The 21837-nt window shown below is 60.3% G+C and carries 21 protein-coding genes; 7 read left to right on the top strand and 14 right to left on the bottom strand.

Going from position 1 to position 21837, the window contains the following annotated elements; all coding sequences use genetic code 11:
- Nucleotides 1-152: 152 nt before the first annotated feature.
- From PMI37_RS13225 to PMI37_RS13170, 12 genes are all read right to left on the bottom strand, one after another.
- Entirely contained in the window at nucleotides 153-1100 is a 948-nt protein-coding gene (locus PMI37_RS13225) for a peptidylprolyl isomerase (RefSeq protein ID WP_008081532.1), read from the bottom strand.
- On the bottom strand, nucleotides 1097-1567 hold the full coding sequence (locus PMI37_RS13220) for a YbjN domain-containing protein (protein ID WP_008081531.1): 471 nt from the start codon (nucleotides 1565-1567) through the stop codon (nucleotides 1097-1099). Before PMI37_RS13220 ends, PMI37_RS13225 begins: the two co-directional genes overlap by 4 nt.
- 30 nt (nucleotides 1568-1597) lie before the next feature.
- Nucleotides 1598-2227 carry a hypothetical protein gene (locus tag PMI37_RS13215; RefSeq protein ID WP_008081530.1) on the bottom strand — a complete coding sequence of 210 codons (630 nt, stop codon included), beginning with the start codon at nucleotides 2225-2227 and terminating at the stop codon, nucleotides 1598-1600.
- A gap of 17 nt (nucleotides 2228-2244) precedes the next feature.
- Nucleotides 2245-3948 carry a putative porin gene (locus PMI37_RS13210; RefSeq protein WP_008081529.1) on the bottom strand — a complete coding sequence of 568 codons (1704 nt, stop codon included), beginning with the start codon at nucleotides 3946-3948 and terminating at the stop codon, nucleotides 2245-2247.
- Between the two features lie 40 nt (nucleotides 3949-3988).
- Nucleotides 3989-4693 carry an energy transducer TonB family protein gene (locus tag PMI37_RS13205; protein WP_007915486.1) on the bottom strand — a complete coding sequence of 235 codons (705 nt, stop codon included), beginning with the start codon at nucleotides 4691-4693 and terminating at the stop codon, nucleotides 3989-3991.
- 3 nt (nucleotides 4694-4696) lie between these two features.
- On the bottom strand, nucleotides 4697-5122 hold the full coding sequence (locus PMI37_RS13200) for an ExbD/TolR family protein (RefSeq protein WP_007915482.1): 426 nt from the start codon (nucleotides 5120-5122) through the stop codon (nucleotides 4697-4699).
- An 11-nt stretch (nucleotides 5123-5133) separates the two neighbouring features.
- Nucleotides 5134-6933 carry a DUF2341 domain-containing protein gene (locus tag PMI37_RS13195; RefSeq protein ID WP_008081528.1) on the bottom strand — a complete coding sequence of 600 codons (1800 nt, stop codon included), beginning with the start codon at nucleotides 6931-6933 and terminating at the stop codon, nucleotides 5134-5136.
- 12 nt (nucleotides 6934-6945) lie between these two features.
- Complete coding sequence (locus PMI37_RS13190; RefSeq protein WP_008081527.1) at nucleotides 6946-8544, bottom strand: ShlB/FhaC/HecB family hemolysin secretion/activation protein; 1599 nt, start codon at nucleotides 8542-8544, stop codon at nucleotides 6946-6948.
- A gap of 59 nt (nucleotides 8545-8603) precedes the next feature.
- On the bottom strand, nucleotides 8604-9215 hold the full coding sequence (locus PMI37_RS13185) for a transposase (protein ID WP_008081526.1): 612 nt from the start codon (nucleotides 9213-9215) through the stop codon (nucleotides 8604-8606).
- A 282-nt stretch (nucleotides 9216-9497) separates the two neighbouring features.
- Entirely contained in the window at nucleotides 9498-10706 is a 1209-nt protein-coding gene (locus PMI37_RS13180; RefSeq protein ID WP_162130778.1) for a DSD1 family PLP-dependent enzyme, read from the bottom strand.
- Between the two features lie 74 nt (nucleotides 10707-10780).
- Entirely contained in the window at nucleotides 10781-12109 is a 1329-nt protein-coding gene (locus PMI37_RS13175) for a D-arabinono-1,4-lactone oxidase (RefSeq protein ID WP_162130777.1), read from the bottom strand.
- Between the two features lie 76 nt (nucleotides 12110-12185).
- Complete coding sequence (locus PMI37_RS13170) at nucleotides 12186-12542, bottom strand: c-type cytochrome (protein ID WP_008081522.1); 357 nt, start codon at nucleotides 12540-12542, stop codon at nucleotides 12186-12188.
- Nucleotides 12543-12895: 353 nt separating this feature from the next.
- Here PMI37_RS13170 and PMI37_RS13165 point away from each other — a divergent pair, with 353 nt between their 5' ends.
- From PMI37_RS13165 to PMI37_RS13145, 5 genes are all read left to right on the top strand, one after another.
- The gene (locus PMI37_RS13165; protein ID WP_008081521.1) at nucleotides 12896-14521 is read left to right on the top strand and encodes an NADP-dependent glyceraldehyde-3-phosphate dehydrogenase; all 1626 of its coding nucleotides are present in this window, start codon (nucleotides 12896-12898) and stop codon (nucleotides 14519-14521) included.
- A 130-nt stretch (nucleotides 14522-14651) separates the two neighbouring features.
- Nucleotides 14652-15002, top strand: a complete 351-nt coding sequence (locus PMI37_RS13160; RefSeq protein ID WP_008081520.1) for a DUF3302 domain-containing protein — start codon at nucleotides 14652-14654, stop codon at nucleotides 15000-15002.
- 5 nt (nucleotides 15003-15007) lie between these two features.
- On the top strand, nucleotides 15008-15967 hold the full coding sequence (locus tag PMI37_RS13155) for an HlyD family secretion protein (RefSeq protein WP_008081519.1): 960 nt from the start codon (nucleotides 15008-15010) through the stop codon (nucleotides 15965-15967).
- A 61-nt stretch (nucleotides 15968-16028) separates the two neighbouring features.
- Nucleotides 16029-17069 carry an FUSC family protein gene (locus PMI37_RS13150; RefSeq protein ID WP_008081518.1) on the top strand — a complete coding sequence of 347 codons (1041 nt, stop codon included), beginning with the start codon at nucleotides 16029-16031 and terminating at the stop codon, nucleotides 17067-17069.
- An 83-nt stretch (nucleotides 17070-17152) separates the two neighbouring features.
- Nucleotides 17153-19054 (top strand): acyltransferase family protein, encoded by a 1902-nt coding sequence (locus PMI37_RS13145; RefSeq protein WP_045123133.1) that lies wholly within the window; start codon nucleotides 17153-17155, stop codon nucleotides 19052-19054.
- Here the strand turns inward: PMI37_RS13145 and PMI37_RS13140 are convergent.
- Complete coding sequence (locus tag PMI37_RS13140) at nucleotides 19051-19950, bottom strand: DMT family transporter (protein ID WP_008081514.1); 900 nt, start codon at nucleotides 19948-19950, stop codon at nucleotides 19051-19053. The genes PMI37_RS13145 and PMI37_RS13140 overlap by 4 nt on opposite strands.
- Nucleotides 19951-20099: 149 nt before the next feature.
- On the opposite strand from PMI37_RS13140, the gene PMI37_RS13135 reads away from it, so the two are divergent.
- Entirely contained in the window at nucleotides 20100-20537 is a 438-nt protein-coding gene (locus tag PMI37_RS13135; protein ID WP_008081511.1) for an Lrp/AsnC family transcriptional regulator, read from the top strand.
- Nucleotides 20538-20595: 58 nt separating this feature from the next.
- Nucleotides 20596-20922, top strand: coding sequence for a YceK/YidQ family lipoprotein (locus PMI37_RS13130; RefSeq protein WP_008081509.1), 327 nt, complete (start codon nucleotides 20596-20598; stop codon nucleotides 20920-20922).
- 71 nt (nucleotides 20923-20993) lie between these two features.
- On the opposite strand, the gene PMI37_RS13125 is transcribed toward PMI37_RS13130, so the two are convergent.
- Nucleotides 20994-21665, bottom strand: coding sequence for a Bax inhibitor-1/YccA family protein (locus PMI37_RS13125; RefSeq protein WP_008081508.1), 672 nt, complete (start codon nucleotides 21663-21665; stop codon nucleotides 20994-20996).
- Nucleotides 21666-21837 lie beyond the last annotated feature (172 nt).

Here is a 21837-nt window from a genome sequence, read left to right as displayed (position 1 = left end):
CTGTCGATCTTTGTATTTTTTGGATGTCCACACATCCCCGTGTGGGAGCTGGCTTGCCAGCGATGAGGTCGGCACATCCAACTCCACTTGTGCCTGACACTCCGCCATCGCTGGCAAGCCAGCTCCCACAGGGGGATGCAGTGATGGCGAAATCAGCGTTTTGCCTCGAGGACTTTGTTGAGTTCGGCGCCGTCGATGCTCAGCGTGGCGGTGTTGAGCATGCCGTCCAGGTAGGCCTGGGCGATCTGTTCCTGACGCTGGCCGCGCAGGGCCTGGGTCAGTTGATCGCGCAATTCATCAAGGCTCGCCGTGCGCGCCGGTTGTTGCTCGGTGAGTTTGATCACGTGAAACCCGGCAGCGCTTTGCACGGGCTCGGAAACGGCGCCGACCTTGAGCCGAGCGACGGCGCCACGTACTTCCGGCACCAGTTGTTGCAACGGCTGCAAACCGCTATCACCGCCGCGTTCAGCGGTCACTCGATCCTGCGAATATTGAGTCGCCAGTGCAGCAAATTCCGCCGGCATCGCCTGAGCTTTTTTGCTCAACTCCGTAGCCTGTTTGCGCACCGCTTCCAGCGCTTGCGGATCACTCACCCCGAGGAAAATCTGACTGACCCGGTACAACGCCGGGGTCTGCCAATTCGACTTTCCGGCGTCATAGGCCTGCTGCAATTCAGCCGCACTCGGGTAGTCCTTGGGCACTTCGCTGACCGAGCGCAAGTAATCACGAAAGACGATCTGCTCGGTGGCTGCACGGGTCTGCCGCGCCACATCCGGACGCTGTGCCCAGCCTTGCGCATCAGCCTGTTCCAGCACCGCTTTCTCGGCCAGACGCGCACGAAGCCAGCGTTCCAGCGCTTCACGATTACCGCGCAATTGCTCGCGGGTTTCCGGTGAAACTGTCGCCAGCAATGCCTGCAATTCCTCAGGCGACACCTGCTGATTACCCAGACGCGCCACCGCTGGCCCCGTAGCAACCGCCGCCAGCGGCGACGATTGCTGCGCGGCGACCGGGTCACTGCCCGGTCGCACCACCAGCGCCACGGCCACCACCAACAGCGCCACCGCAGCGGCGCTGATCACCATGACAGGCTTTTTCACAGCGCGACTTCCTCTTGCTCGGCGACGGCGACTTTCGCGGTTTGCGCCGTACCGGCCTGAGTGAAATCACGCAGATAAACGATGAACTCCTGCAACAGGCGATCCCACAGTTCCAGATTGCCGCGCAGATGATCGTTGCTCACACCCGCGGCCACCACTACGTCCATTTCCATCACCAGAAACTCGCCCTGCAACGACAACCGCGCGAAACGGCGCGTGGCGTTCCACTGCTCGGCCACTCCCTTGGGCAACTCACCCTGCACGCGCAGTGCACAGCTGAAGGTGAAATCGACGTAGCTGCCCTGCTCCACCGCCGGATTGCCGAAACGCACGGCGTAACCAATGCCCTGGCTGGCGCTGAGCAACTGGACGATGCCGTTCTGCTCGGTTTCGTTGACGCGATAACCGGCGGCCTGCAGGACTTCGGTCAGGGATTTTGGCGATACGTGGGTGATCAATTGAGTCATCGTTTCTTCCTTGTTTATCCGTCTTTTAAATCAGTGCGAGAGCGCGGCTTGCGGCGCGTCGAATTGAGTCTTGTAAAGGTCATCACCGAACCCCTGGGCCAATTCATCGAACTTGACCCGGGCGCTGCCCGCGAAGGGCTGGCGGATCTTCATCACCTCGGCCACATCGATGTTTTCGTAGGCGGTGAGGATCTGTTTGGCGACGCCGTACATCTGCTGATTCTTGACTGAACATTGCTGCACTTGTGTGTCACGTTCAGTCAATTGCGCTTGAAGCTTAGACCGTTCTGCCTCTTTGGCACGGGCCATGACCAACAGCTCGTCATAGGCTTTTTTGAACTTGCCGGTCTGCTCGGCGCTGGCCGCCACTTGCGCCTGCGCCTGGCTGTGCAGGCTCTGTTGCTGCCCGGCGAGTTGCTCGGCGACGCCTTTGGCCTTGGCCAGTTCGGCGGTCAATTGCTTGATCTGCGCCTGCGCCGCCTTGACCTCGTTCTGCGCCGCCAGTTGCGCGGCGCTGGCCTGGGCCTGCTGGCTTTGCAGGGCCTGCAACTGCTGGGCGGTGCTGCGCAACTGGGTGCGCAAGCGCTCTTCCATGCCTTCGGCACTCGCCCCGGTGGCGATCAACAATCCAAGCCCAAGCGATAACAAACGCGTTTTCATAACCCTCTCCCGGCGCCTTAGAAGCGCGTGTTGAGCTCAAGCTGCAAGACGTCGATGTCGAACGGCGCGCCGTACACCGCTTCGGTACTCATCCAGCGACCGGTCGCATAAACGTTCTTCGCCAGACCGTAGTTGCCGCCGATGAAATAGCCCTTGGCGTTGGTGCCGCCGAGGTGGAACGACGAGTCGTTGAAACCGTCCGGCAAGGCATCCGGCTGGATGTATTTGTAGCCGGCGAACATGTTCCAGTCGCCCTGCTTCTTCAGCTCCAGCGCACTGCCGAGGGTGAACTGCACCATCCACGCATTGGCGCCGCTTTCGATGTTGCCGTTGCTGTCGAGGTTGTTGACGATCTGCCCGGCCGAGCGCTTGCGCATGTCGCCTTCGTCGTAGCTCAAGTTGTGGATGTAGTTGCCCTGGCTGCGCAACTTGAAGTCTTGCGGCAGGTCGGCGTCCCACACCACGTTGAGATCAAGCAGGTTGAACTCGGAGGCCAGGCCGACGTATTGCGGTTGCGGCGTGGTGCTCGGGTTGAGCGGGTTCGGGGTGATGTCGCGCAGCAGGAACACGCTGTTGCCCTTCTGCATGAACGCCGCGCGGCTGCCATCGCTGTCGCAACCCGGCGCGCCGGCCCACGGTTCGCAAGGGCTGGAGCGTTCGCCCTGAATGTCGTCGAAACGGTAGTAAGCCAGTGCGCCCTTCAGGCGGTTGTTGCTGTTGATCGCCCACTTGGCGCCGACTTGCGCACCGTACAGCCACTTGTTGTCGCTCTCTTCCTTGTCGAAACCGTTGCTGCTGGTGGTGTCGTTGGTGTAGTCCACCGGGAACGCGCCGACGGTGCCGAACACGCCCCAATCGCGGTTGAGCTTGTGGTCGAAAATCGCCGCCACACCGTCGAAATTCAAGTCGTTGGAATAGAGCATGTCGGTGGACATGAACGGGTTGGCGAAGCGCCCGCCGGTCAGGGTCAGCTCATCCGTCGGCTTCCAGTTGAGGTAACCCTGATCGAGCCAGATGTCCTTCTTGGCGAAACCACCGCCGAGGCTTTGCGTGGTCGATACCGGGTTGTTGTCCGAGCCGGTGCCGATGCGAATACCGGCGGTCCATTCCGGCGAGATCAGCGCTTTCATGCCCAGCCGTGCGCGGATGCGGAACTGATTGGTGCGGTCTTCGCGGGTGTTGAGCAGCGGCGGCAGGCTGGTGCTGCTGTTGGGGTTTACGTCGTACGGGCCGTTGTTATTGAGCTTGGCGAAGTCGACGATTTCGTTGCTGTTGTTATCCGAGTAGTAGCGCGATTCGTCACGCAGGCGAATGTCGCCGTCGAAACTGATGCGCGCAGCCCATTCCGGAAAGCTGTTGGGCGCGGCCCAGTTTTCCTGTTTGGCGGTGGCCATGACTTCGGCCTTGACCTGATCGCGGATCTGGTCGCGCACCGCGGCCGGCACGTATTGCACACGCACATCGCCCGGCGCCGCCACTGGCCCCGCCGCCACAGCGGTGGATGCCGCAGCCTGTTTAGCCTGGGCCGCTTCGTTCTGCGCCTGAGCGATCAGTGCGTCGGCCTTGTCCTGTTTCAAAATGCCCTGCTCGACCAGCAAGCGGATCAGATTGATCGTGGCGTTCTCCGAGGGCGCGGGCGCAGGCGCTGCCGCGGCCTGACCGACCAGGGTCGCGATGACCATGCCGACCGCCAGGGACAATCGATTCACGTTGGAAATCATCTGCACACAACTCCTTTTGGCGAAGCTTTAAAAATGAGGGTTAACCCGGACGCCGCCCTTGCAGGGACAGGCGCACAGGCAAAGTGATGGAGGCCGGAGGCCGTTCGCTCAGGGCCGGGGCACCGCGTAGCGCGGCCAGCACCTGCGTATCAATCTCGGGATTGCCGCTGGACTTGATCAGTTCGACGCGGGTGATCTCGCCGACGCTGCTCAGCCACACATCGGCCTGCAACGAGAACGCGAGGTTGCGCAGCTCGGGGTTCTCGCGCAGCAAACGCTGGAAGGTGAACGCCAGAAACTGGCTGTACGTCCCCGTGCCCAAACGCCCACCACCAGTGCCAGCCATGCCGCCGCCCTTGCCCGCGCCGATGTTGAAAGCGTCGTTACCGGACTGAGCGTCGCCGTCCATTTGCATCGGGTTGGCCAGATCGTCCGCCGGTGATGGCGGGGCTTCCTCTTCGGGCTTGACCTCTTCTGGCTCGGGTGTCGGTTCCGGCTCGACGACTTTTTCTTCGACCGGGGTTTCTGGCTCCGGCGGTTTCTCCGGCGGCGGTGGAGGTGGTGGCGGCAACGGAATGATCGTCGGCACCTTCGGCGCTTCGCGGCGGATGCCGCTCATGTCATTCGCCCACTGCCACAGGAACCACGCGGCGAGCGCGCCGATCAGCAATCCGGCGCCCCACTTCGCGTAACGCAGCGCTGGTTTTTTCACCGGCAGCGGCTCGATCGGGAGTTGTGCAGTCATGACTCAGCCCTGACTCGGTTTGCCGGTCACAAGACCGACCTGGGACAGTTCGAGCCGGCGCAACAGGTCCAGCACTTCGATGACTTTCTGGTATTGCACCGTCGCGTCGCCGCGCACGATCACCGGGAAGTCCGGGCTCTGCGCCTTCTCGATGCGCAGGCGTTCTTCCAGCTCGGCCAGCGTCACCGGGTAAGCGTCGAGGAACACCTGACCGCCGTCGTTGACCGAGATCGCCTTGGTCTTGGCCTCGGACAGCGACACGGAGGCGCTGGCCTTGGGCAGGTTGATCTGGATCCCGGAGACCTGTGCAGTGGCGGTGAGGATGAACATCACCAGCACCACCATCAGCACGTCGACCAGCGGGGTAATGTTGATGCTGTCCACCGCGGCATCTTCGTCATCGTCGTGGGAGGCATTTACGGACGCCATGTCAGTGCTCCTCAGGCCGGTACGGAATGGTTGGCGTGATGGCCGCGCTGATGCGAGGCCTCACTGAACTGGCTCTCGCCGTGCATCTCCGCCAGCCGGGTGATGAACTCGTCGACGAACACGCGCATGTCGGCGCTGACTTCCTTGTTGCGGGTGATCAGGCGGTTGTAGCCAAACAGCGCCGGGATCGCGACGAACAGGCCCATGGCGGTGGCGAGCAAAGCGGCAGCCATGCCCGGCGCGATGGCATTGATGTTGACATCGCCGGCCATCGCGGTGCCGAGGAACACCACCATGATCCCCAGCACTGTGCCGAGCAGGCCGATGTACGGGCCACCGGCGATGGCGTTGGACAGGGTCGAGAGTTTCGAGCTGAGCTGCTGGTTTTCGCGGGTACGCACGCCGTCCATGGAGCAGCGGATCGCTTCGATGGTCGCCGCCGAAACCGACGAGGTATCGGCGCCCTGCTCGCGGCGGGTGCGGATCTCTTTGACGGCCACCAGGTACAGGCGCCACAGCGACGAATGCTGCAAACGCTGGGCGAGTTGCGCGTCGTCGGCGAACATCTCCAGACGCGTGCCGACCTTGGCGAATTGCACGCGGAAGTCTTCGTTGGCGGCAGACACGCGGCTGAGGCTGCGGTTCTTGCGCAGCATGATGATCCACGACTGGAACATCATCAGCACCAGCACGGCGATGATCACCCAGGCGTCGATGGGCACCGCGTTGAGCAGGAAACCGAGGCTGCCGAAACCGAAACCGGACTGCTCTTCGTCGACACCGTAAGCGACCAGTTTCGACTCGGCGCCTTGCGAGGTAGCGTCAGCCAGCAACAGCGGTGCCGGACGGGCGACTTTCGACAGGCGCAGTTCGTCGATGGCGCCCACGAACGGCTGGAACGGACCTTCGTGCAGATCGGCGCCGATGGCCATGACCGAGTTGAAGGCCGGCATCGCCTGAGCGAGGGTCGCGCCTTCGCGGCCATTGATGTACAGGGTGACTTTGGCACCTTCAGCGGTCAGTGCAACGTGTTGCCATTGGCCAGGATTCAGCGCCTGTGTGGCGACGGCGCGTTGGCCATCGATCTCTACAAACGGCACACCTTGGTTCGTACCGATCAACAGGCTGTTGGCGCCTTCACGACGGGCGAGAATCAGTTGCTCGCCATTGGCCTGATCCAGTCGCAGCCAGGCGCTGAAGGTGAACGCACTGCCAGCGTTGTGTTGCAGCGAAGGGCTGGCCGGCAACAACAACGGCTGACCGCTGAACTGCAACGCGCGCCCTACTACACCGTCAATCGCCGCGCCGGTCGCACTTTGCGCCGTGTTGCCATAGGCGGTGGTGTCTTTGGCCGGGGTGCCGGTGGCGCCGTCAAAGTGATAGAGCGCGGTGTAATTGGGGTCGAAGGTCAGTTGGCCGTTGCCGGTCGCCGGGGCCTTTTGATTGCCGTAATACATCCAGATGTCCTGGCGCTGACCGCCCTCGACATTCGGCACATCGACCCAGATCAGCGCCATGCCCATCAGCGCGTCGAAACTTTCGATCTGGTGGTTGAGAACAGTCTTGTCATCGGCGGCGACGAAGCGCAGGTCCGAGCCGTCCTCCTTCACGCCGTCAAAGGTGAAGTTGCCGGTGTGCAGGCGCACCAGCAGCGCCGTACGGCCGAGGGCCTGATTGATCGCCGCACCTTGTGGCGTGGTGTCGACGGCAATCTGTTTGCGGTAGTGCCAGTCGTCCTGCCACCACGCCTGAGCCGTGGCCGGGAGCACGAAGCCCAGGCAGATCAACAACGAAAGAATGAGGCGCTGCATGAACGTGCTCCTTTAGAAAGTGGCTTGAAGGTTGAAGTGCAGGCGCGATTCCTGTTTCGAGGTGTTCGGCCCTTCGAGTAGCGGGTAGCCCCAGTCGAGGCTGCCGGACAGCCATTTGCTCAGGCTGGCGCGGGTGCCGAGGCCGACGCTGGCCAAGGCATAACTGGCGTCCTGATCCGGCAGCTCGTCGCGCAGGTACAGTTGCGCGCCTTCGGCGAAGGCGTAGAAGCGCCAGTCCTGCATCCATGTGCCGGCGTACTTGGCCAGTGATGGCGTGCGCAGTTCCTGACTGAGCAGCAAACCGTCATCGCCGGTGCGTTCGGCAGCCAGATAGCCGCGTACTGAAGTGGCGCCACCGGCGGAGAATTGTTCGTTGGAAACCAACGGCCCGGAGGCGAGCTGGAACGCGGCTTTGCTTGCGCTCTGCCAGTCGCTGTCGAAGGTCCAGGTGTAATGGGTGTCACCCTTGAGCACGGCGAAACTCGGTTTGGCGCGGTAGCGTTTGTAGTCGAAGTCTTCGTCGGAGCTGCCGTAGCCGAAGATGCTGCGAGTGGCGGCAACCAGGCTCAGACCGAGGCCGAGCTGGCTCTTCTCGGTGTAGCGATAGCCGTTGTAGGCGAAGGTGAACGGCGCGTATTGCAGTGGGACTTTGTCGCTTTCGCCGGAGAGGGTCAGGCGTTCGTCGAAGTCCTTGAAGTCGATGCCGGCCGACAACGAGTTCGACCAGTTACCGCTCGATGGCAGCGTATAAATCGCCGACACGCCGTAGCTGTGGCCCTTGCCGAGCACGTTGCTGCCGCCGATGGTGGCGACGTTGCTGTCGGACTGGTAACCGGAGAACTGCACGCTCCAGCGATCGGTCAGCGGCGCGCTGTAGGAGCCCGACCAGACCTTGGCGTTGTCGGTTTCCTGTGGCGCGGTGAAGAACGTCAGGTTGACGCTGTGGCCGAGCTGCCAAAGGTTGTTGTAGCCGAGGCTGGTGACGGTGCGCAGCTTTTCCGTGTCGGCGCTGTAATCGTTGTTGAGGCCGACGCTGGCGGTCCACGGGTTCTGATCCTCGACCTGCAAATCGACGTCCATGGTGCCGGGACGCTGACCTTCGCGCACCAGCGGCATGACTTGCCGGCCCGGGGTTTTATTGAGCTGCGCCAGTTCACCCTGAACCTTGGCAAAGTCCGGCACCTCACCCTCTTTCAGCGCCGGGACGTCGTCGCGAATGTCCAGCGGCGAATAGTGTTTGGCGCCGACCACACGCACGCGGCCGACCTTGGTTTCGCTGACTTGCAGATAGACGATGCCGTCGGCGACGGCTTGCTCCGGCAGCTCGACGAACACCGATTGGTAGCCGCGTTCCTGATAGGCTTTTTGCAACGCGTCGCGCGCGCCTTCGATATCCGTGAGGGCTTTTTGCGGGCCGAGAAACGGGTACACCGCCTCTTCGATCGCCCGCGCATCGAGCACGGTATTGCCGCGCACGAAGTATTCGTTGACGTCGACCAGACGCTGCGCCGCTGCGTTGTCGGCAGCCTCCTCGGCCAATGCCGGCTGCGCGCCCGCCGTCACCAGCAGCCAGCCCCACAGCGCCAGCCGTGACTTGAAAATCGGTTCCACACTACCCCCTGAATTCGCGATGACCTGTTGGCGCTTGCGCGCCTGGTGTGTTGCCGCTGTTAATTGCTGACGTGCGGGGCACAGGCGTGCTTGCCCAGCCACGTGTGCAACAGCGCGAAGTTCAGCGAGAACTCGGGCATTTGCAGCAAGGCACCGCAGAACACTTCGCCGATGATTTTTTGAATGAGCAGCACCGCCCGTGGCTCGTTGAGCAACGTGGTGATGTCGCGACTGAGGACGTTGAAACTCCAGACTTTCTGGTTCAGACCAAGACCTGCGAACCAGCGGAACAGCAGGTTGTAGTTGAGCTGTTCATACAACTGCTGCTCGCTGGGCACCGAATACAGCAGTTGCAGGAGCAGGATGTGCATGACCGTTTGCGCAGGGATCAGCATGCCGGGCTCGGCATCGAGGTCGAGCAGGAGGTCACGGTGGGCATCGAGCAAGTCGTCGATCTGCGGGCGCAGCAACACCAGCGAATGGCCCGGCGGAATGTAGCTGGAGACCTCTTTCAAGGCGCCCTGCCAGTCATCCTGCGAGACGATCCAGACCCACGGCGCGCCGTAGCGATACACCGAAACCGGCTTCTTGCGCGCGGCTTCGACGATCTTCGACAGGCGTTGATCGAGTTCCTGCATGCCCACTTTCGAGTAGCGTTCCATAGTCCCCATTGCCTCACTCCCGGCGTCCCGCCTCGGCTTGTGAAAAGCGCCCCGTTGGGCTCCTCAAGCGCGTTACATAGGCATGACCGGACTGGCGATGTGCTACCGAACTTTTGTCATAAAAGCTTCATTACCGAATTTGGCAATGAGGTGGGACAGACACCGATAACCCTGTGGGAGCTGGCTTGCCAGCGATGGCGTCATGTCAGCAACCCTTTACTTCGCCTGACAGACCGCTATCGCTGGCAAGCCAGCTCCCACAGGTTTTTGCGGTGTTTGGGGGATTTTGGGTCAGGTGTAGACGGGCCAGGTGTCGACGATTTTGCCGTTGCGCACCGCCAGCAGGTCGCCAAATTGCAGGAGCACGGCTTCGGTCTGGGTCGGGCGCAGGAAGACTTGATCTTCTATGTTCAGGCCAACGGCACTGGAGCCGTTGACCATCTCCTGATTGGAGCTGCGGCCGTAGACGCCATTGCTTTGCAGACCGGCTGGCGATTCGAATTCGGCCATCCAGTTGCCGCCGTAGATGAAGAAGGTCTGGCGCTGGTTGGCGTCCCACCACGAGAACAGTTTCGACTTGTCATCCAGCGCCGGGATGTTCACCGCGCCGGTGCTTTTCAGCACGGGCGTGGCGATGTAGGTCGCTGGCACGTGCTCGGTCAGCGACGGCAAATCATAGTGCGTCGGTTTAAGCATTGCCGTGCCCACCGACACTTCCGTGCTGAGTTTTTCGTTTTCGTGAATGCGGTAACTCGGGCTGCCGGCGGTATTCAGGCACAAGCCGTCATGCCACAACGCGGGAAACTGCTGGCGGGTGAAATCGACGCAACGTTGATAAATCACCATGACCTTGGCGAACAGTTCCTCGGGCGAACCGAGAATACCCGGCACGCCCATGCCCACGAACGGGTCGTAACCCATGAATCCGGCGAATTCCAGATGCTGTGGATTGGCGCTGATCAACGTGAGCATCTGCCCCAGCCTATTCAAGTCGCTGACGCCGCCGCGATGCAGGCCGACGTCCAGCTCGATGTTGATGCGCATCCGCGTGCCCAGACCCTGTGCGAGCTTGAGGTATTGCTGCAAGCGCTCCGGCCCGTCGAGCAGCCATTGCAGCTGCCTCGAGGGGTCGAACGGGCCTTTGTGGGATTGATAAAACAGCTCTGCCGAACGCACCGGCAACGGCTTGCCGAGCAGAATGTCGGACTGGGGGAACGTGACAGCATCGTGATTGAGAAACGGCTGATGGAACGACATCAATTTTTGCGTCCCAGCACGTTGCGCGATGTAGCTCAACAGTCCCGGTGACGGCAGCGACTTCTCCACCAAGCGCAGTTGCTTGCCGCCACGCTTGACCGATTGCATCACCACATCGATGTTGTGATCGAGGCGATCCAGATCAATCAGCAGCACCGGACGCATCGGACCTTTACCCTTCAACTCATTGTTCAGCGCACGAAAATAATCGTCGTACGGCGCGCCGCGATCCCCCGGCCGCAGCCATGCGCCAACACCTACCAGCAAAGCGCCAACCCCCAATGTGCCAAGGAGAAAATTGCGTCGATTAACGGCCATCAGCTCACCCCCAGAATCGACGACAGATGCGCATTGAGAAAGCGTCCACTGGGATCGAGCGCCTGGCGTACATCGACAAATTCACGCCAGCGCGGATACAGCGGTTGCAGGTTTTTCGCGTTGAGCGTGTGCAACTTGCCCCAGTGTGGACGGCCGTTGTACTTCCAGAAGATCGGCTCGACCGCCGCAAAGAAGTTGTGATGATCCATCTGGTAATGCTGGTGTACCGAGATCGAACAACTGTCGCGGCCCTCGAACATGCTCAGCGGAATATCGTCAGACTTGACGTAGCGGTACTCAATGGGAAACCAGGTGCGCAGGTCCTTGTCCTGAATCAGCTTGAGAATCTCGCGCAGACACGCCGGGCCATGTTCAGCCGGCACCGAGTATTCCATTTCATTGAACCGCACGGTGCGCACGTTGGCGTAGATGTCGAACGAGTCGCCGACGCGATCATCGAAACTGGCCAGATGGCGCAGGCTGTTGAGCATCGTGCGGCGCAGGTCGGGGAAGTCGCTGCCGTACTTGTCGATCTTCTCGATCAGGGTGACGAACTCGTTACCGCCCTCTTCTTCCGGGCTGATCGGCGGCGTGGCCGGGTCGTCGGTTTCGTTGAGGGCGATGGACAAGGCGTAGTCGGAATGAGTGACCACGAGCATTTCCCAGTGCTGGTTTTCCCTCGTGTTCTTGTCGATGTCTTCGAGCAGCTCTTCGGTCTTGGCGATCCATTGGCGTTCGCGCAGGCGATAGGCCGGGCGGTTTTGCAGGCGGATTTTCGTCGCCACACCGAGGGCGCCAAGGGAAACCCGCGCGGCGTTGAATACTTCGGGATGGCGTTGGCTATCGCAGTCGAGCACCTCGCCACTGGCCGTTACCAGTTGCATGCCGCAGACGTGGGCCGAGTAGGACTGGAAGTTTTTGCCAGTACCGTGGGTCGAAGTCGAGATTGCCCCGGCCAGGGTCTGGTAATCGATGTCGGCCATGTTTTGCAGGGCCTGACCGATGTCTTTCAGCGGCTGGCCCATGCGTGACATCGGCGTACCGGCGGCGAATTCGGCTTGCAGGGTTTTCGCGTCATGCTCGAGCAAACCGTTGAAGTAGCTCAGCGACAACAGCGTGCCGTCGGTGGGCACCAGCGCACTGAACGAATGCGCTGAACCGACCGGGCGAATCTTGCCTTGCGCCTGTTTGATGACGGTCGTCAGTTCGTCGAGATTTTTCGGTGCCAGCCGCGCCGCCGGCAGGCAACTCTGCCCGCCCGACCAGTTGCGCCACGGGATCAGGCGTGGCGCGCGCATCAACTGGCCCAATGCCGGGTGGCTCGCCAATGCGCTGAACGCACCGACAATACTTGCCCGCTGCAACAACTGACGCCGTGTCAGATCCATGGTCATGCCGGGCACCTTATTGTGGGAGGGGCTGGTCGGCCATGAAGCCGATCAATTGCAGGAATTGTTCTTCGCTGCACTCGACGCACTGGCCCATCGGCGGCATGCCGTTGTAGCCATTGATGGCGTGGTCGAGCAGCGTGTCGGTGCCCTGCTGAATGCGCGGCTCCCAGGCTTTGCGGTCACCGGTGAGTGGCGCGTTGGCGGCGGGGTTGGCGTGGCACAACTGGCAACTGTTGGCGTAGATCTGTGCCAGCGCCGGGTCTTTGGGCATGGCGTTGCTGTTGGCGCTGGCTGGGGGGTTAGGGTCGTCGCCGCAGCCAGGCAGCGCCATGGCCAAGGCCAGCAGTAGAGTCAGTCGGATTGCCCGCATAACGGCCTCGCTTATTGTTGTCGTCACACCTTAAGGCAGCGACCGCAGCGGGTTGAGGGCATTGCGGGACATTGAGGGGGGCAAACGGGGCCAGCCCATTACCTGAAGATGATCGTTCCCACGCTCCGCGTGGGAATGCAGCCCTGGACGCTCTGCGTCCGCTTGGAACGCGGAGCGTCCCTTGAGGCATTCCCACGCAGAGCGTGGGAACGATCATGTGTGGAGGCCTGCTCTGCTGTGCGCGTTTGCGTGACATTCGGGTGACATTTGCGGGTTTAAATTTCGGCGCATTCAGGCGTATAACCTGTAGAGACTTTTAGCTCTGCATGCGGACATCAACACGGGGTAGCGACATGACCACAGCAAACATCCTTGGCAATCTGTTCCCTTCTGTCAGCGACATCCCGGAAAAATATCGCCTCGACGGTCAGGTCGAGCAACGCGAATATCTCGTCGACGGCCAATTGCGCCGCTGGGACGGCCCGCTCGCCACCGTGCGCAGCCCGGTCTATCTGCACGGTGAAAACGGCGATGAACAAGTCATCCTCGGCAGTACGCCGCTGCTCGACGCCGACACCGCGCTCACCGCCCTTGACGCCGCCGTGCGCGCCTACGACCGTGGCCAGGGCCTGTGGCCGACCATGCGCGTGGCCGAACGCATCCAGCACGTCGAAGCGTTCCTCGGCCGCATGCGTCAGCAACGTGACGCGGTGGTGAAGCTGCTGATGTGGGAAATCGGCAAGAACCTCAAGGACTCGGAAAAAGAGTTTGATCGCACCTGCGATTACATCGTCGACACCATCAATGCGCTCAAGGAACTCGACCGCCGTTCCAGCCGTTTCGAGCTGGAACAGGACACCCTCGGCCAGATCCGTCGCGTGCCGCTCGGCGTCGCGCTGTGCATGGGCCCTTACAACTATCCGCTGAATGAAACCTTCACCACGCTGATTCCGGCGCTGATCATGGGCAACACCGTGGTGTTCAAACCGGCCAAGCTCGGCGTGCTGTTGATTCGTCCGTTGCTGGAAGCGTTCCGCGACAGCTTCCCGACCGGCGTGATCAACGTCATCTACGGCAGTGGCCGCGAAACCGTCAGCGCGCTGATGGCCAGCGGCAAGATCGATATCTTCGCGTTTATCGGCACCAACAAGGCCGCCAGCGACCTGAAAAAGCTGCACCCCAAACCACACCGCTTGCGTGCAGCGCTGGGTCTGGATGCGAAAAATCCGGGCATCGTCTTGCCGGAGGTCGATCTCGACAACGCCGTCAGCGAAGCCGTCACCGGTTCGCTGTCATTCAATGGCCAGCGCTGCACCGCGCTGAAAATCCTCTTCGTCCACGAAGATGTCGTCGACAGTTTCATCGAAAAATTCAACGCCAAACTGACCACGCTGAAGCCGGGCATGCCGTGGGACAGCGGCGTGTCGCTGACGCCATTGCCGGAGTCGGGCAAGGTCGATTACCTGCATGGCTTGGTGGCCGACGCGCGCGCCAAAGGTGCCGAAGTGGTCAACCCCAATGGTGGCGAATCCCGCGAGTCGTTCTTCTACCCGGCGGTGCTGTACCCGGTGAACCCGCAGATGCGCGTGTATCAGGAAGAACAATTCGGCCCGGTTGTGCCGATCGTGCCCTATCGTCATCTCGACACCGTGATCGACTACGTGCTGGAGTCGGACTTCGGTCAGCAGTTGAGCATCTTCGGCACCAACCCGGTGGCGGTGGGTCGTCTGGTCGATACGTTTGCCAACCAGGTCGGACGGATCAACCTCAATGCCCAGTGCCAGCGCGGCCCGGACACTTACCCGTTCAACGGCCGCAAAAATTCCGCCGAAGGGACGCTGTCGGTGCACGATGCGCTGCGGGTATTCTCGATCCGTACGCTGGTGGCAACCAAGTTCCAGGACAGTAACAAGGACTTGATCAGCGAGATCATTCGCGGCCGTGATTCGAGCTTCCTGACCACCGATTATATTTTCTGAGCAACCGTCACCCGGATCGCAAATAAGCACAAAGGAGACAGCATCCGGTTATGACCCAAAGTGGCCAAGCGCCCGGCCAATCAGTGTCTACACTGATGCCAGCACTGTGCTGGATGCCGGGAGCTTGATCATGCTTGATTACTTTGCGTTAGGTATTTTGGTGTTTGTAGGGCTTGTGCTTTTTTACGGGATCATCGTGTTGCATGACATTCCGTACGAAATCGCCGTCCACCGTAACCATCCGCATCAGGATGCAATCCATGCCACTGGCTGGGTCAGTCTGTTCACGCTGCATGCGCTCTGGCCGTTTTTGTGGATCTGGGCCATGGCCTATCGAGAAGATCGCGGCTGGGGGTTCGGTGACGGCAAATCCGTGCAAAACCACGTCATTCACCTTGAGCAACAGGTGGTCGAACTAAAAGGTCGCATCGAACGACTCGAAGCGCTGAACGCCACTGCCCCCCACAACAGGGAGGGCTGAACACCATGGATCTGCTCCTTATCCTGACTTACGCCGCGTTCTGCGTCGCACTGTTCAAGATCTTCCGCATCCCGCTGAACAAATGGACGGTACCCACGGCCGTACTCGGCGGCATTCTGCTGATCGGCGCCTTGATTTTCACCATGAACTACAACCATCCCTACTCCGAGGTGGCGCGCACGTACTTCGTTTCTGTGCCGGTCATTCCCATCGTTAGCGGCCAGGTGATTGACGTGCCGGTGAAGGGGAACGAGCCGCTGGAAAAAGGCGACGTGCTGTTTCGCATCGACCCTACGCCGTTTCAAAACCGGGTGAAGTCGCTGAAGGCGCAACTGATCGCCGCCAAGGGCGATCGCTACCGGATTACTGAACTGATCCGGCGCAACTTCGGCACGCAACGTGAACTGGATGCCGCCATCGCCCGCACCGACGATCTGCAGGCACAACTGGACAATGCGCAGTTTGAACTGGACAACACCACCGTCCGCGCACCAAGCAAAGGCTTTGTCACCCATGTTTCGCTGCGTCCGGGGATGATGGCGAGCAAGTTGCCGTTACGCCCCTCGATGGTGTTCATCCCCGAAGAAGGCCAGTATTTCGCTGCGTGGATGCGCCAGAACAGCCTGCTGCGTCTGACCGTGGGCGATGAGGCGGAAGTAGCGTTCGACGGCATTCCCGGCAAAGTGTTTGCCGGCCGGGTAAAAAATGTCATAGGGGTGATCGCCGAAGGCCAGGTGCAACCTTCCGGCACGCTTATCGGCTACACCGGTTCGCCGCCCGCCGGGCGCGTGCCGGTGATCATTGAAATCACCGATCCCGACTTCGCCCAGTACAGCAAGCAAATGCCCGGCGGCGCCTATGGGCAGGCGGCGCTGTACAGTCAGCACTTTCACCATATTGGCGCGATGCGCAAAATCCTGCTGCGCATGTCGGCCTGGATGAATTACATTTTTCCTTTCCATTGACCTGAAGCCGAATAACGAGAGGCCCGCACTGAGTACTTACAGCACCCATCGACTGCCGCCCTTGCTGCGCCGTGTCCTGCGTCCGTTGCTTGATCCTTATCGACGTTATCGCCACGCGCGACTGATCCATGCGGTGCGCGTGGCGCTCGGGTTGCTGGCAACCATCCTGCTGACCACCGGCATCAACCTGCCCCACGGTGAATGGGCCTCGGTGACCATGCTGGTGGTGATCGGCGGTTTGCAGCATCACGGCAACATTGGCAAGAAAGCTGCGGAACGGGCGACCGGCACCTTGATCGGCGCGGGCGTTGGTTTGCTGCTGGTGGCGCAGCAGGCGTGGCTCGGCATGCCCTGGCTGACGTATTTTGCGATGGCGGTGGTCTGCGGTTTTTTCTCTTATCACGCCATCGGCAAAGGGGGCTACACCGCCCTGCTCTCGGCGATCACCGTGTTTATCGTCGCCGGGCATGGCGACAACCCGATCACCGATGGTTTGTGGCGCGGCGTCGACATTCTCATCGGCATCGCCCTGGCCTTGGCGTTTTCCTTCGCCCTGCCGCTGTATGCCGTGTATTCATGGCGCTACAACCTCGCCGATGCCTTGCGCGACTGTGCCACGGTGTACGGACGCATCATCAGCGGCCAGCCCGTCAGCGCTGACGAACATTTGAAGCTGATGGGCCGGCTGGGCGCGGTGATGGTGCAGCTGCGTTCACTGATGCCGTCGGTGTCCAAGGAAGTGAGAATCTCCATGACCGAACTCGATGCCATCCAGCGCAACCTGCGCATGTGCATCAGCACCCTGGAGATCCTCGGCAATACCCGGCCGGACGCAAGCGATCCGCAAGCCATGGCCCACCTGCAATCGGCACTCAAAGCCGAACATCGGCAGATTCGGGTGCAGTTGATCGGCATGGCGCGGGCGTTGAAGAGCGGCGCCTCGCAGCGGTTGGAGCGGCCAATGGAGTTGCCCGACGCCAGCCTCGATGCACCGGTGTACAGCGCGCTGGATGGCTACCGACTGTTGACGCGACAACTGGCCGCCAACATCGGCGAAATGCGCCAACGCCTGGCGAAAACCGCCCCGCACTGGAACATCTGAGCCACTCGGCATAATTTCCATGTAACAACGCCGACATGATCACTACAATGCGCGATCGCAACGTCAGTGACATGGATGCACATATGCAGTTCAGGAAGAATATCAATGCGTTACGGGCACTGGCCGTTCTCTCGGTGGTGCTCTTTCACTTCAAGATCCAGGGTTTTGACGGCGGGTTTGCCGGCGTCGACGTGTTTTTCGTGATTTCCGGATTCCTGATGACCGGAATCATCTTCACAGGCCTGCAACAACAGAAATTCTCCCTCCTCGGGTTCTACGCCTCCCGAGCCCGGCGGATCATTCCAGCGCTGCTGACGTTGTGCGTGGCACTGCTGATCTTCGGATACGTGTACCTGCCGCTGGACGATTTTCGCGAGTCGATCCGCACGATCAAAAGCAGCCTGCTGTTCAGCTCCAATTTCCTGTTTGCCAAAGACGGCAATTATTTCGACGCGCCCTTGCACGAGAACTGGCTTCTGCACACGTGGTCGCTGTCGGTGGAGTGGCAGTTCTACATGCTCTATCCCGTGCTGATCATGGGGCTCTACAAATACCTGGGCGCAGAAAAAACCAGACGTGCGCTGCTCGTGCTGGCATTGATTTCGTTCGGGGCGTCGGTGGTGTTGTCGCAGACAAAGCCGATTTTTGCCTTTTACATGCTGCCGGCGCGCGCCTGGGAAATGATCGCTGGAGGCCTGGTCTTCCTGTTTCCGCTGCGTCTCAGCCAGCGCAACGGTTCACTCTGCGAAGGCCTGGGCCTGGTCGCCATCTTCATCAGCGTGCTGTGCTTTTCCGAGGATGATCTCTGGCCGGGTTACCTGGCGCTGTTGCCCGTACTGGGGACGATGCTGGTGATCTACGGCAACACCCAGTCGCTGTTCAGTCGCAGCAGAGTCTTGCAGTTTATCGGCAGCATCTCCTACTCCGTTTACCTCTGGCACTGGCCGCTGGTGGTGCTGTTGTACCTGTGTGGTCTATTGAGCAGTTGGCCGCATGTGCTGGGGGCGATCGCTTGTTCATTGCTGTTGGGTGCCCTGTCTTTCTACTGTGTCGAATCGAAGGTCAAGAAGGTTTCGACAGCCCCGCGAACGCTGTTCAAATTTGCCTCACTGACGGTCGGGGTCATTGCCGTGGCGGCGATGACGTCATCGCTGGTCAAGCAATATCCAGGCGCGCGATTGGCGTTTGTCGACCTCGGTCAACCGCAGTACACCAGCAAGTTGTACCCGCAGGAATGCTACCCGAACGCCTACGCGGCGGCGGACTGCAAACTGGGCACGGGTGAAGTCTCGGTGATTTTGTTCGGCGACAGTCATGCGCAATCGACTGCCGCCGCCGTACAGATAGATAACCCGCAAGCCGCCCTGTCGTGGTCCCGCGGCGGCTGCCCGCCCCTGCAGAACTTCGAGATGCGCGACAAGCCTCTGCAAAGCCAGTGCCTTGCCTTCAATCACGAAAAGCTTGAAGTGCTGAAACACTCATACCAGGGGGTGCCGGTGGTGCTGTTCAGTCGGGCGGCGCTGTATGCCGATCCAGGCAGAAACAACAGCTACCGCATTCACTTTCCCGAGCAAGTGGCGCCCGGCGAATCGGCTTTTGTCGATGCCTATGTGGCCGAATACAGCAAAACCGTGTGCGAGATTGCGCAAAACCACCCGGTTTACATCGTCAGGCCGATCCCCGAAATGCCTTTCAGTGTTTACAAAGGCTTGAATCTCAATCAGCGTTTGTTTCAGCAGACGTCCGACATTTCCGTCCCGCTGGTCGACTATCAAAAACGCAACAGAATCGCCAATTTCACCATTGAAGCCGCCGCCAGGCAGTGCAACGCAACAGTGATCGATCCAACGCCTTACCTGTGCCCGAACGGCAACTGCATGGGCTCGCGGGACGGCGTGCCGTTGTATTTCGACGACAACCATCTGGTCGATGCGGGCAATCAGCAACTCAAAGGCGTGTTCAAAGAACTGATCAAGTCCATTTAAGGGCGAGCGACGACACGCGCTCTCGACTTGAAGCCCCAACCCTGTTGCATGCCCGCAGCCGCCAGCAGTATCGCCACCACGCCGAGCCATTGCAGTGGCTGCAGGTGGTGGCCGAACGCGAACCAGTCAACGAAAATCGCGGCGATCGGGTAGATGAAAGACAGCGCGCCGGTCAGCGCCGTCGGCAATTTCTGAATCGCGCCGTACAGCAGCACATACATCAGGCCGGTGTGTACGATGCCCAAAGTGATCAGGCTAGCCCAGGCGCTCGGCGCCTGCGGCAACGCGCTGACCTGCGCGAACGGTGCCAGCAGCAACACCCCGGTGCACACTTGAATCAGTGCGATCAGGTGTGGCGGCGTGCCCGTCAGGCGCTTGATGATCAGTGCCGCGATCGCATAGAGCAAGGCTGCGCCCAACGCCAGGGCAATGCCCAACAAATAGTCGCTGCCGCTCGCGCCTTGTGTGCCCTGGGCGCTGACAATCGCCAGCATTCCGGCAAAAGAAATCCCTAACCAGAACAACTTTTGCAGGGTGATCTTTTCGCCAAGGAACAGCGCCGCCAATCCCACCAACATGAACGGCTGCACGTTGTACACCGCCGTGCCAATGGCAATCGAGGCCCGCGAATACGAGGCAAACAGCAGCAACCAGTTGCCGACGATGGCTACGCCGCTGAGTATGGCGAGCAGAAAGGTAGTACGGGTCAGAATGCCCGGACGCAAAAAGCCGAATGCCGCGCAGATCAGTAACAGGGTCGCGGCGCCGAATACGCAGCGCCAGAACACCACGTCGAGTACGGGTTGCCCGGACACCAGCACGAACCAGCCGATCGTTCCGGAGATCAGCATGGCAGCGGTCATCTCCAACGAGCCGCGACGGGTGGATTTGTCCATCATTAATCTCCTGAGCATTAGGCGAAAGCATGGCAAAAGTATGCCAAGCCGACACGGCACCGCTCCAGCGCAAAAAGCAGGCTAAACTCGCCATCTGCCTTTTTTATCGTGGGTAGTTTTGCTCATTTGCCTAATCCAGGAGTTTCCCCATGACCGACGATATTGATCAGATCCTCATCAGCGCATTGATGGAGGATTCGCGGCGCTCGCTCAAGGCGCTGGCGCACATCAGCGGGTTGTCGTCGCCCAGCGTGGCCGAGCGTCTGCGGCGCCTGGAGGAACGTGGTGTGCTCAAGGGCTACACCGTCGAGATCGACCCGAAATGCTTTGGCTACCAGTTGCAGGCAATCGTGCGCGTGCGGCCACTGCCGGGGCAATTGCAAGAGGTGGAGCGGCAGATCATGTCTATCCCCGAATTCACCGAGTGCGACAAGGTCACCGGTGAGGACTGCTTTATTGCCCGCTTGCACGTGCGCTCGATGGAGCAACTGGACACCCTCCTCGACCGCTTGAACACCTTGGCGGAAACCAATACCGCGATCGTCAAGAAGACCCCCGTCAAGCGCCGACTGCCGCCGATGGCCTAAGTGCTATTTCTGCACGTTCAGCGTAGATTGAGTTTTTTCCGGCGAAGGATTGGCGGTGATGAGAATTCAGTTAATGGTGCTGGCAGCGTTGATGCTGGTGGGTTGTGGCACGGTTCAGACGGTCGTGCGCAGCGATCAGGCGGCAGCGGATGGCTTGAAGAAGCAGAAATCCTATTGCGGCGCAGTCCCTCGGATCTACAGCGGTGTCATGTACGATTTTTGCAGCCTGCATGCGCCTTTGGGCGAGGGCAAGGACGCAAACGACTACAACACGGCTGTCCCAGGATTATTGGTTGACGCGGTGGTGTCCGGAGCACTCGATACCCTCCTGCTGCCCTATACCCTGTATCGGCAAAGTACCGACGGCAGCATCATCATCAACTAATCCCCCTGTGCTTTCCTGCAGCCGAAAAAAAACCCGCCTAAGCGGGTTTTTTGTTGCTTCACAGGCTGCGATCAGTCGTCGCGGCTCATGATGCCGAAGATCTGCAACAAGCTGATGAACAGGTTGTAGATCGATACATACAGGCTGATGGTCGCCATGATGTAGTTACGCTCGCCGCCGTGAATGATGGCGCTGGTCTGGAACAGGATGCACACCGACGAGAACAGCACGAAACCTGCGCTGATCGCCAGTTGCAGGCCGCTGATCTGGAAGAAGAAGCTCGCCAGCGTTGCACCCAGCAGGACGAAGAAACCGGCGGTGATGAAACCACCGAGGAAGCTCATGTCCTTGCGAGTGATCAGCACGTAAGCCGACAGACCACCGAACACCAGCGCCGTCATCGCGAACGCCGAGCTGACGACTTCAGCGCCGCCCTGCATGCCCAGGTAACGGTTGAGGATCGGGCCGAGCAGGAAACCCATGAAACCGGTCAGCGCAAACGCCGACACCAGGCCCCACGCGGAATCACGGAGTTTGTTGGTGAGGAAGAACAGCCCGTAGAAGCCGATCAGCACCACGAAAATATTCGGGTAGCCAACACGCATCTGCTGAGCGACGAAAGCCATCACACCGCTGAATGCGAGGGTCAGCGCCAGTAGGCCGTAAGTGTTGCGCAGGACGCGGCTAACCTCTAGCTGCTCAGCCTGCACGCTGTTATTAACTGCGTAATCCTGTTCGCGCATGGCGACACTCCTGTTGGTTTGAAACGTTCAGTCGCAAAGATCATAACAGACGCTCTGTAACAAGCCATGCAGAGAGTTTGACAGTGTGTTTCATTCAGGTATTATGGCGCCCGCAACGCAACGGAGGTGTGGCCGAGTGGTTTAAGGCAACGGTCTTGAAAACCGTCGACTG

Source organism: Pseudomonas sp. GM80 (assembly GCF_000282515.1).
Lineage (GTDB): Bacteria > Pseudomonadota > Gammaproteobacteria > Pseudomonadales > Pseudomonadaceae > Aquipseudomonas.
This window is presented reverse-complemented; position numbering and strand designations above follow the sequence as displayed.

Coding starts and splice junctions, on each gene's coding strand:
- PMI37_RS13145 (WP_045123133.1), top strand. CDS start 17,153: ATGCAGTTCAGGAAGAATATCAATGCGTTACGGGCACTGGCCGTTCTC.
- PMI37_RS13125 (WP_008081508.1), bottom strand. CDS start 21,665: ATGCGCGAACAGGATTACGCAGTTAATAACAGCGTGCAGGCTGAGCAG.
- PMI37_RS13215 (WP_008081530.1), bottom strand. CDS start 2,227: ATGAAAACGCGTTTGTTATCGCTTGGGCTTGGATTGTTGATCGCCACC.
- PMI37_RS13135 (WP_008081511.1), top strand. CDS start 20,100: ATGACCGACGATATTGATCAGATCCTCATCAGCGCATTGATGGAGGAT.
- PMI37_RS13170 (WP_008081522.1), bottom strand. CDS start 12,542: ATGCGGGCAATCCGACTGACTCTACTGCTGGCCTTGGCCATGGCGCTG.
- PMI37_RS13155 (WP_008081519.1), top strand. CDS start 15,008: ATGGATCTGCTCCTTATCCTGACTTACGCCGCGTTCTGCGTCGCACTG.
- PMI37_RS13205 (WP_007915486.1), bottom strand. CDS start 4,693: ATGACTGCACAACTCCCGATCGAGCCGCTGCCGGTGAAAAAACCAGCG.
- PMI37_RS13130 (WP_008081509.1), top strand. CDS start 20,596: ATGAGAATTCAGTTAATGGTGCTGGCAGCGTTGATGCTGGTGGGTTGT.
- PMI37_RS13185 (WP_008081526.1), bottom strand. CDS start 9,215: ATGGGGACTATGGAACGCTACTCGAAAGTGGGCATGCAGGAACTCGAT.
- PMI37_RS13165 (WP_008081521.1), top strand. CDS start 12,896: ATGACCACAGCAAACATCCTTGGCAATCTGTTCCCTTCTGTCAGCGAC.
- PMI37_RS13210 (WP_008081529.1), bottom strand. CDS start 3,948: ATGATTTCCAACGTGAATCGATTGTCCCTGGCGGTCGGCATGGTCATC.
- PMI37_RS13200 (WP_007915482.1), bottom strand. CDS start 5,122: ATGGCGTCCGTAAATGCCTCCCACGACGATGACGAAGATGCCGCGGTG.
- PMI37_RS13195 (WP_008081528.1), bottom strand. CDS start 6,933: ATGCAGCGCCTCATTCTTTCGTTGTTGATCTGCCTGGGCTTCGTGCTC.
- PMI37_RS13140 (WP_008081514.1), bottom strand. CDS start 19,950: ATGGACAAATCCACCCGTCGCGGCTCGTTGGAGATGACCGCTGCCATG.
- PMI37_RS13220 (WP_008081531.1), bottom strand. CDS start 1,567: ATGACTCAATTGATCACCCACGTATCGCCAAAATCCCTGACCGAAGTC.
- PMI37_RS13160 (WP_008081520.1), top strand. CDS start 14,652: ATGCTTGATTACTTTGCGTTAGGTATTTTGGTGTTTGTAGGGCTTGTG.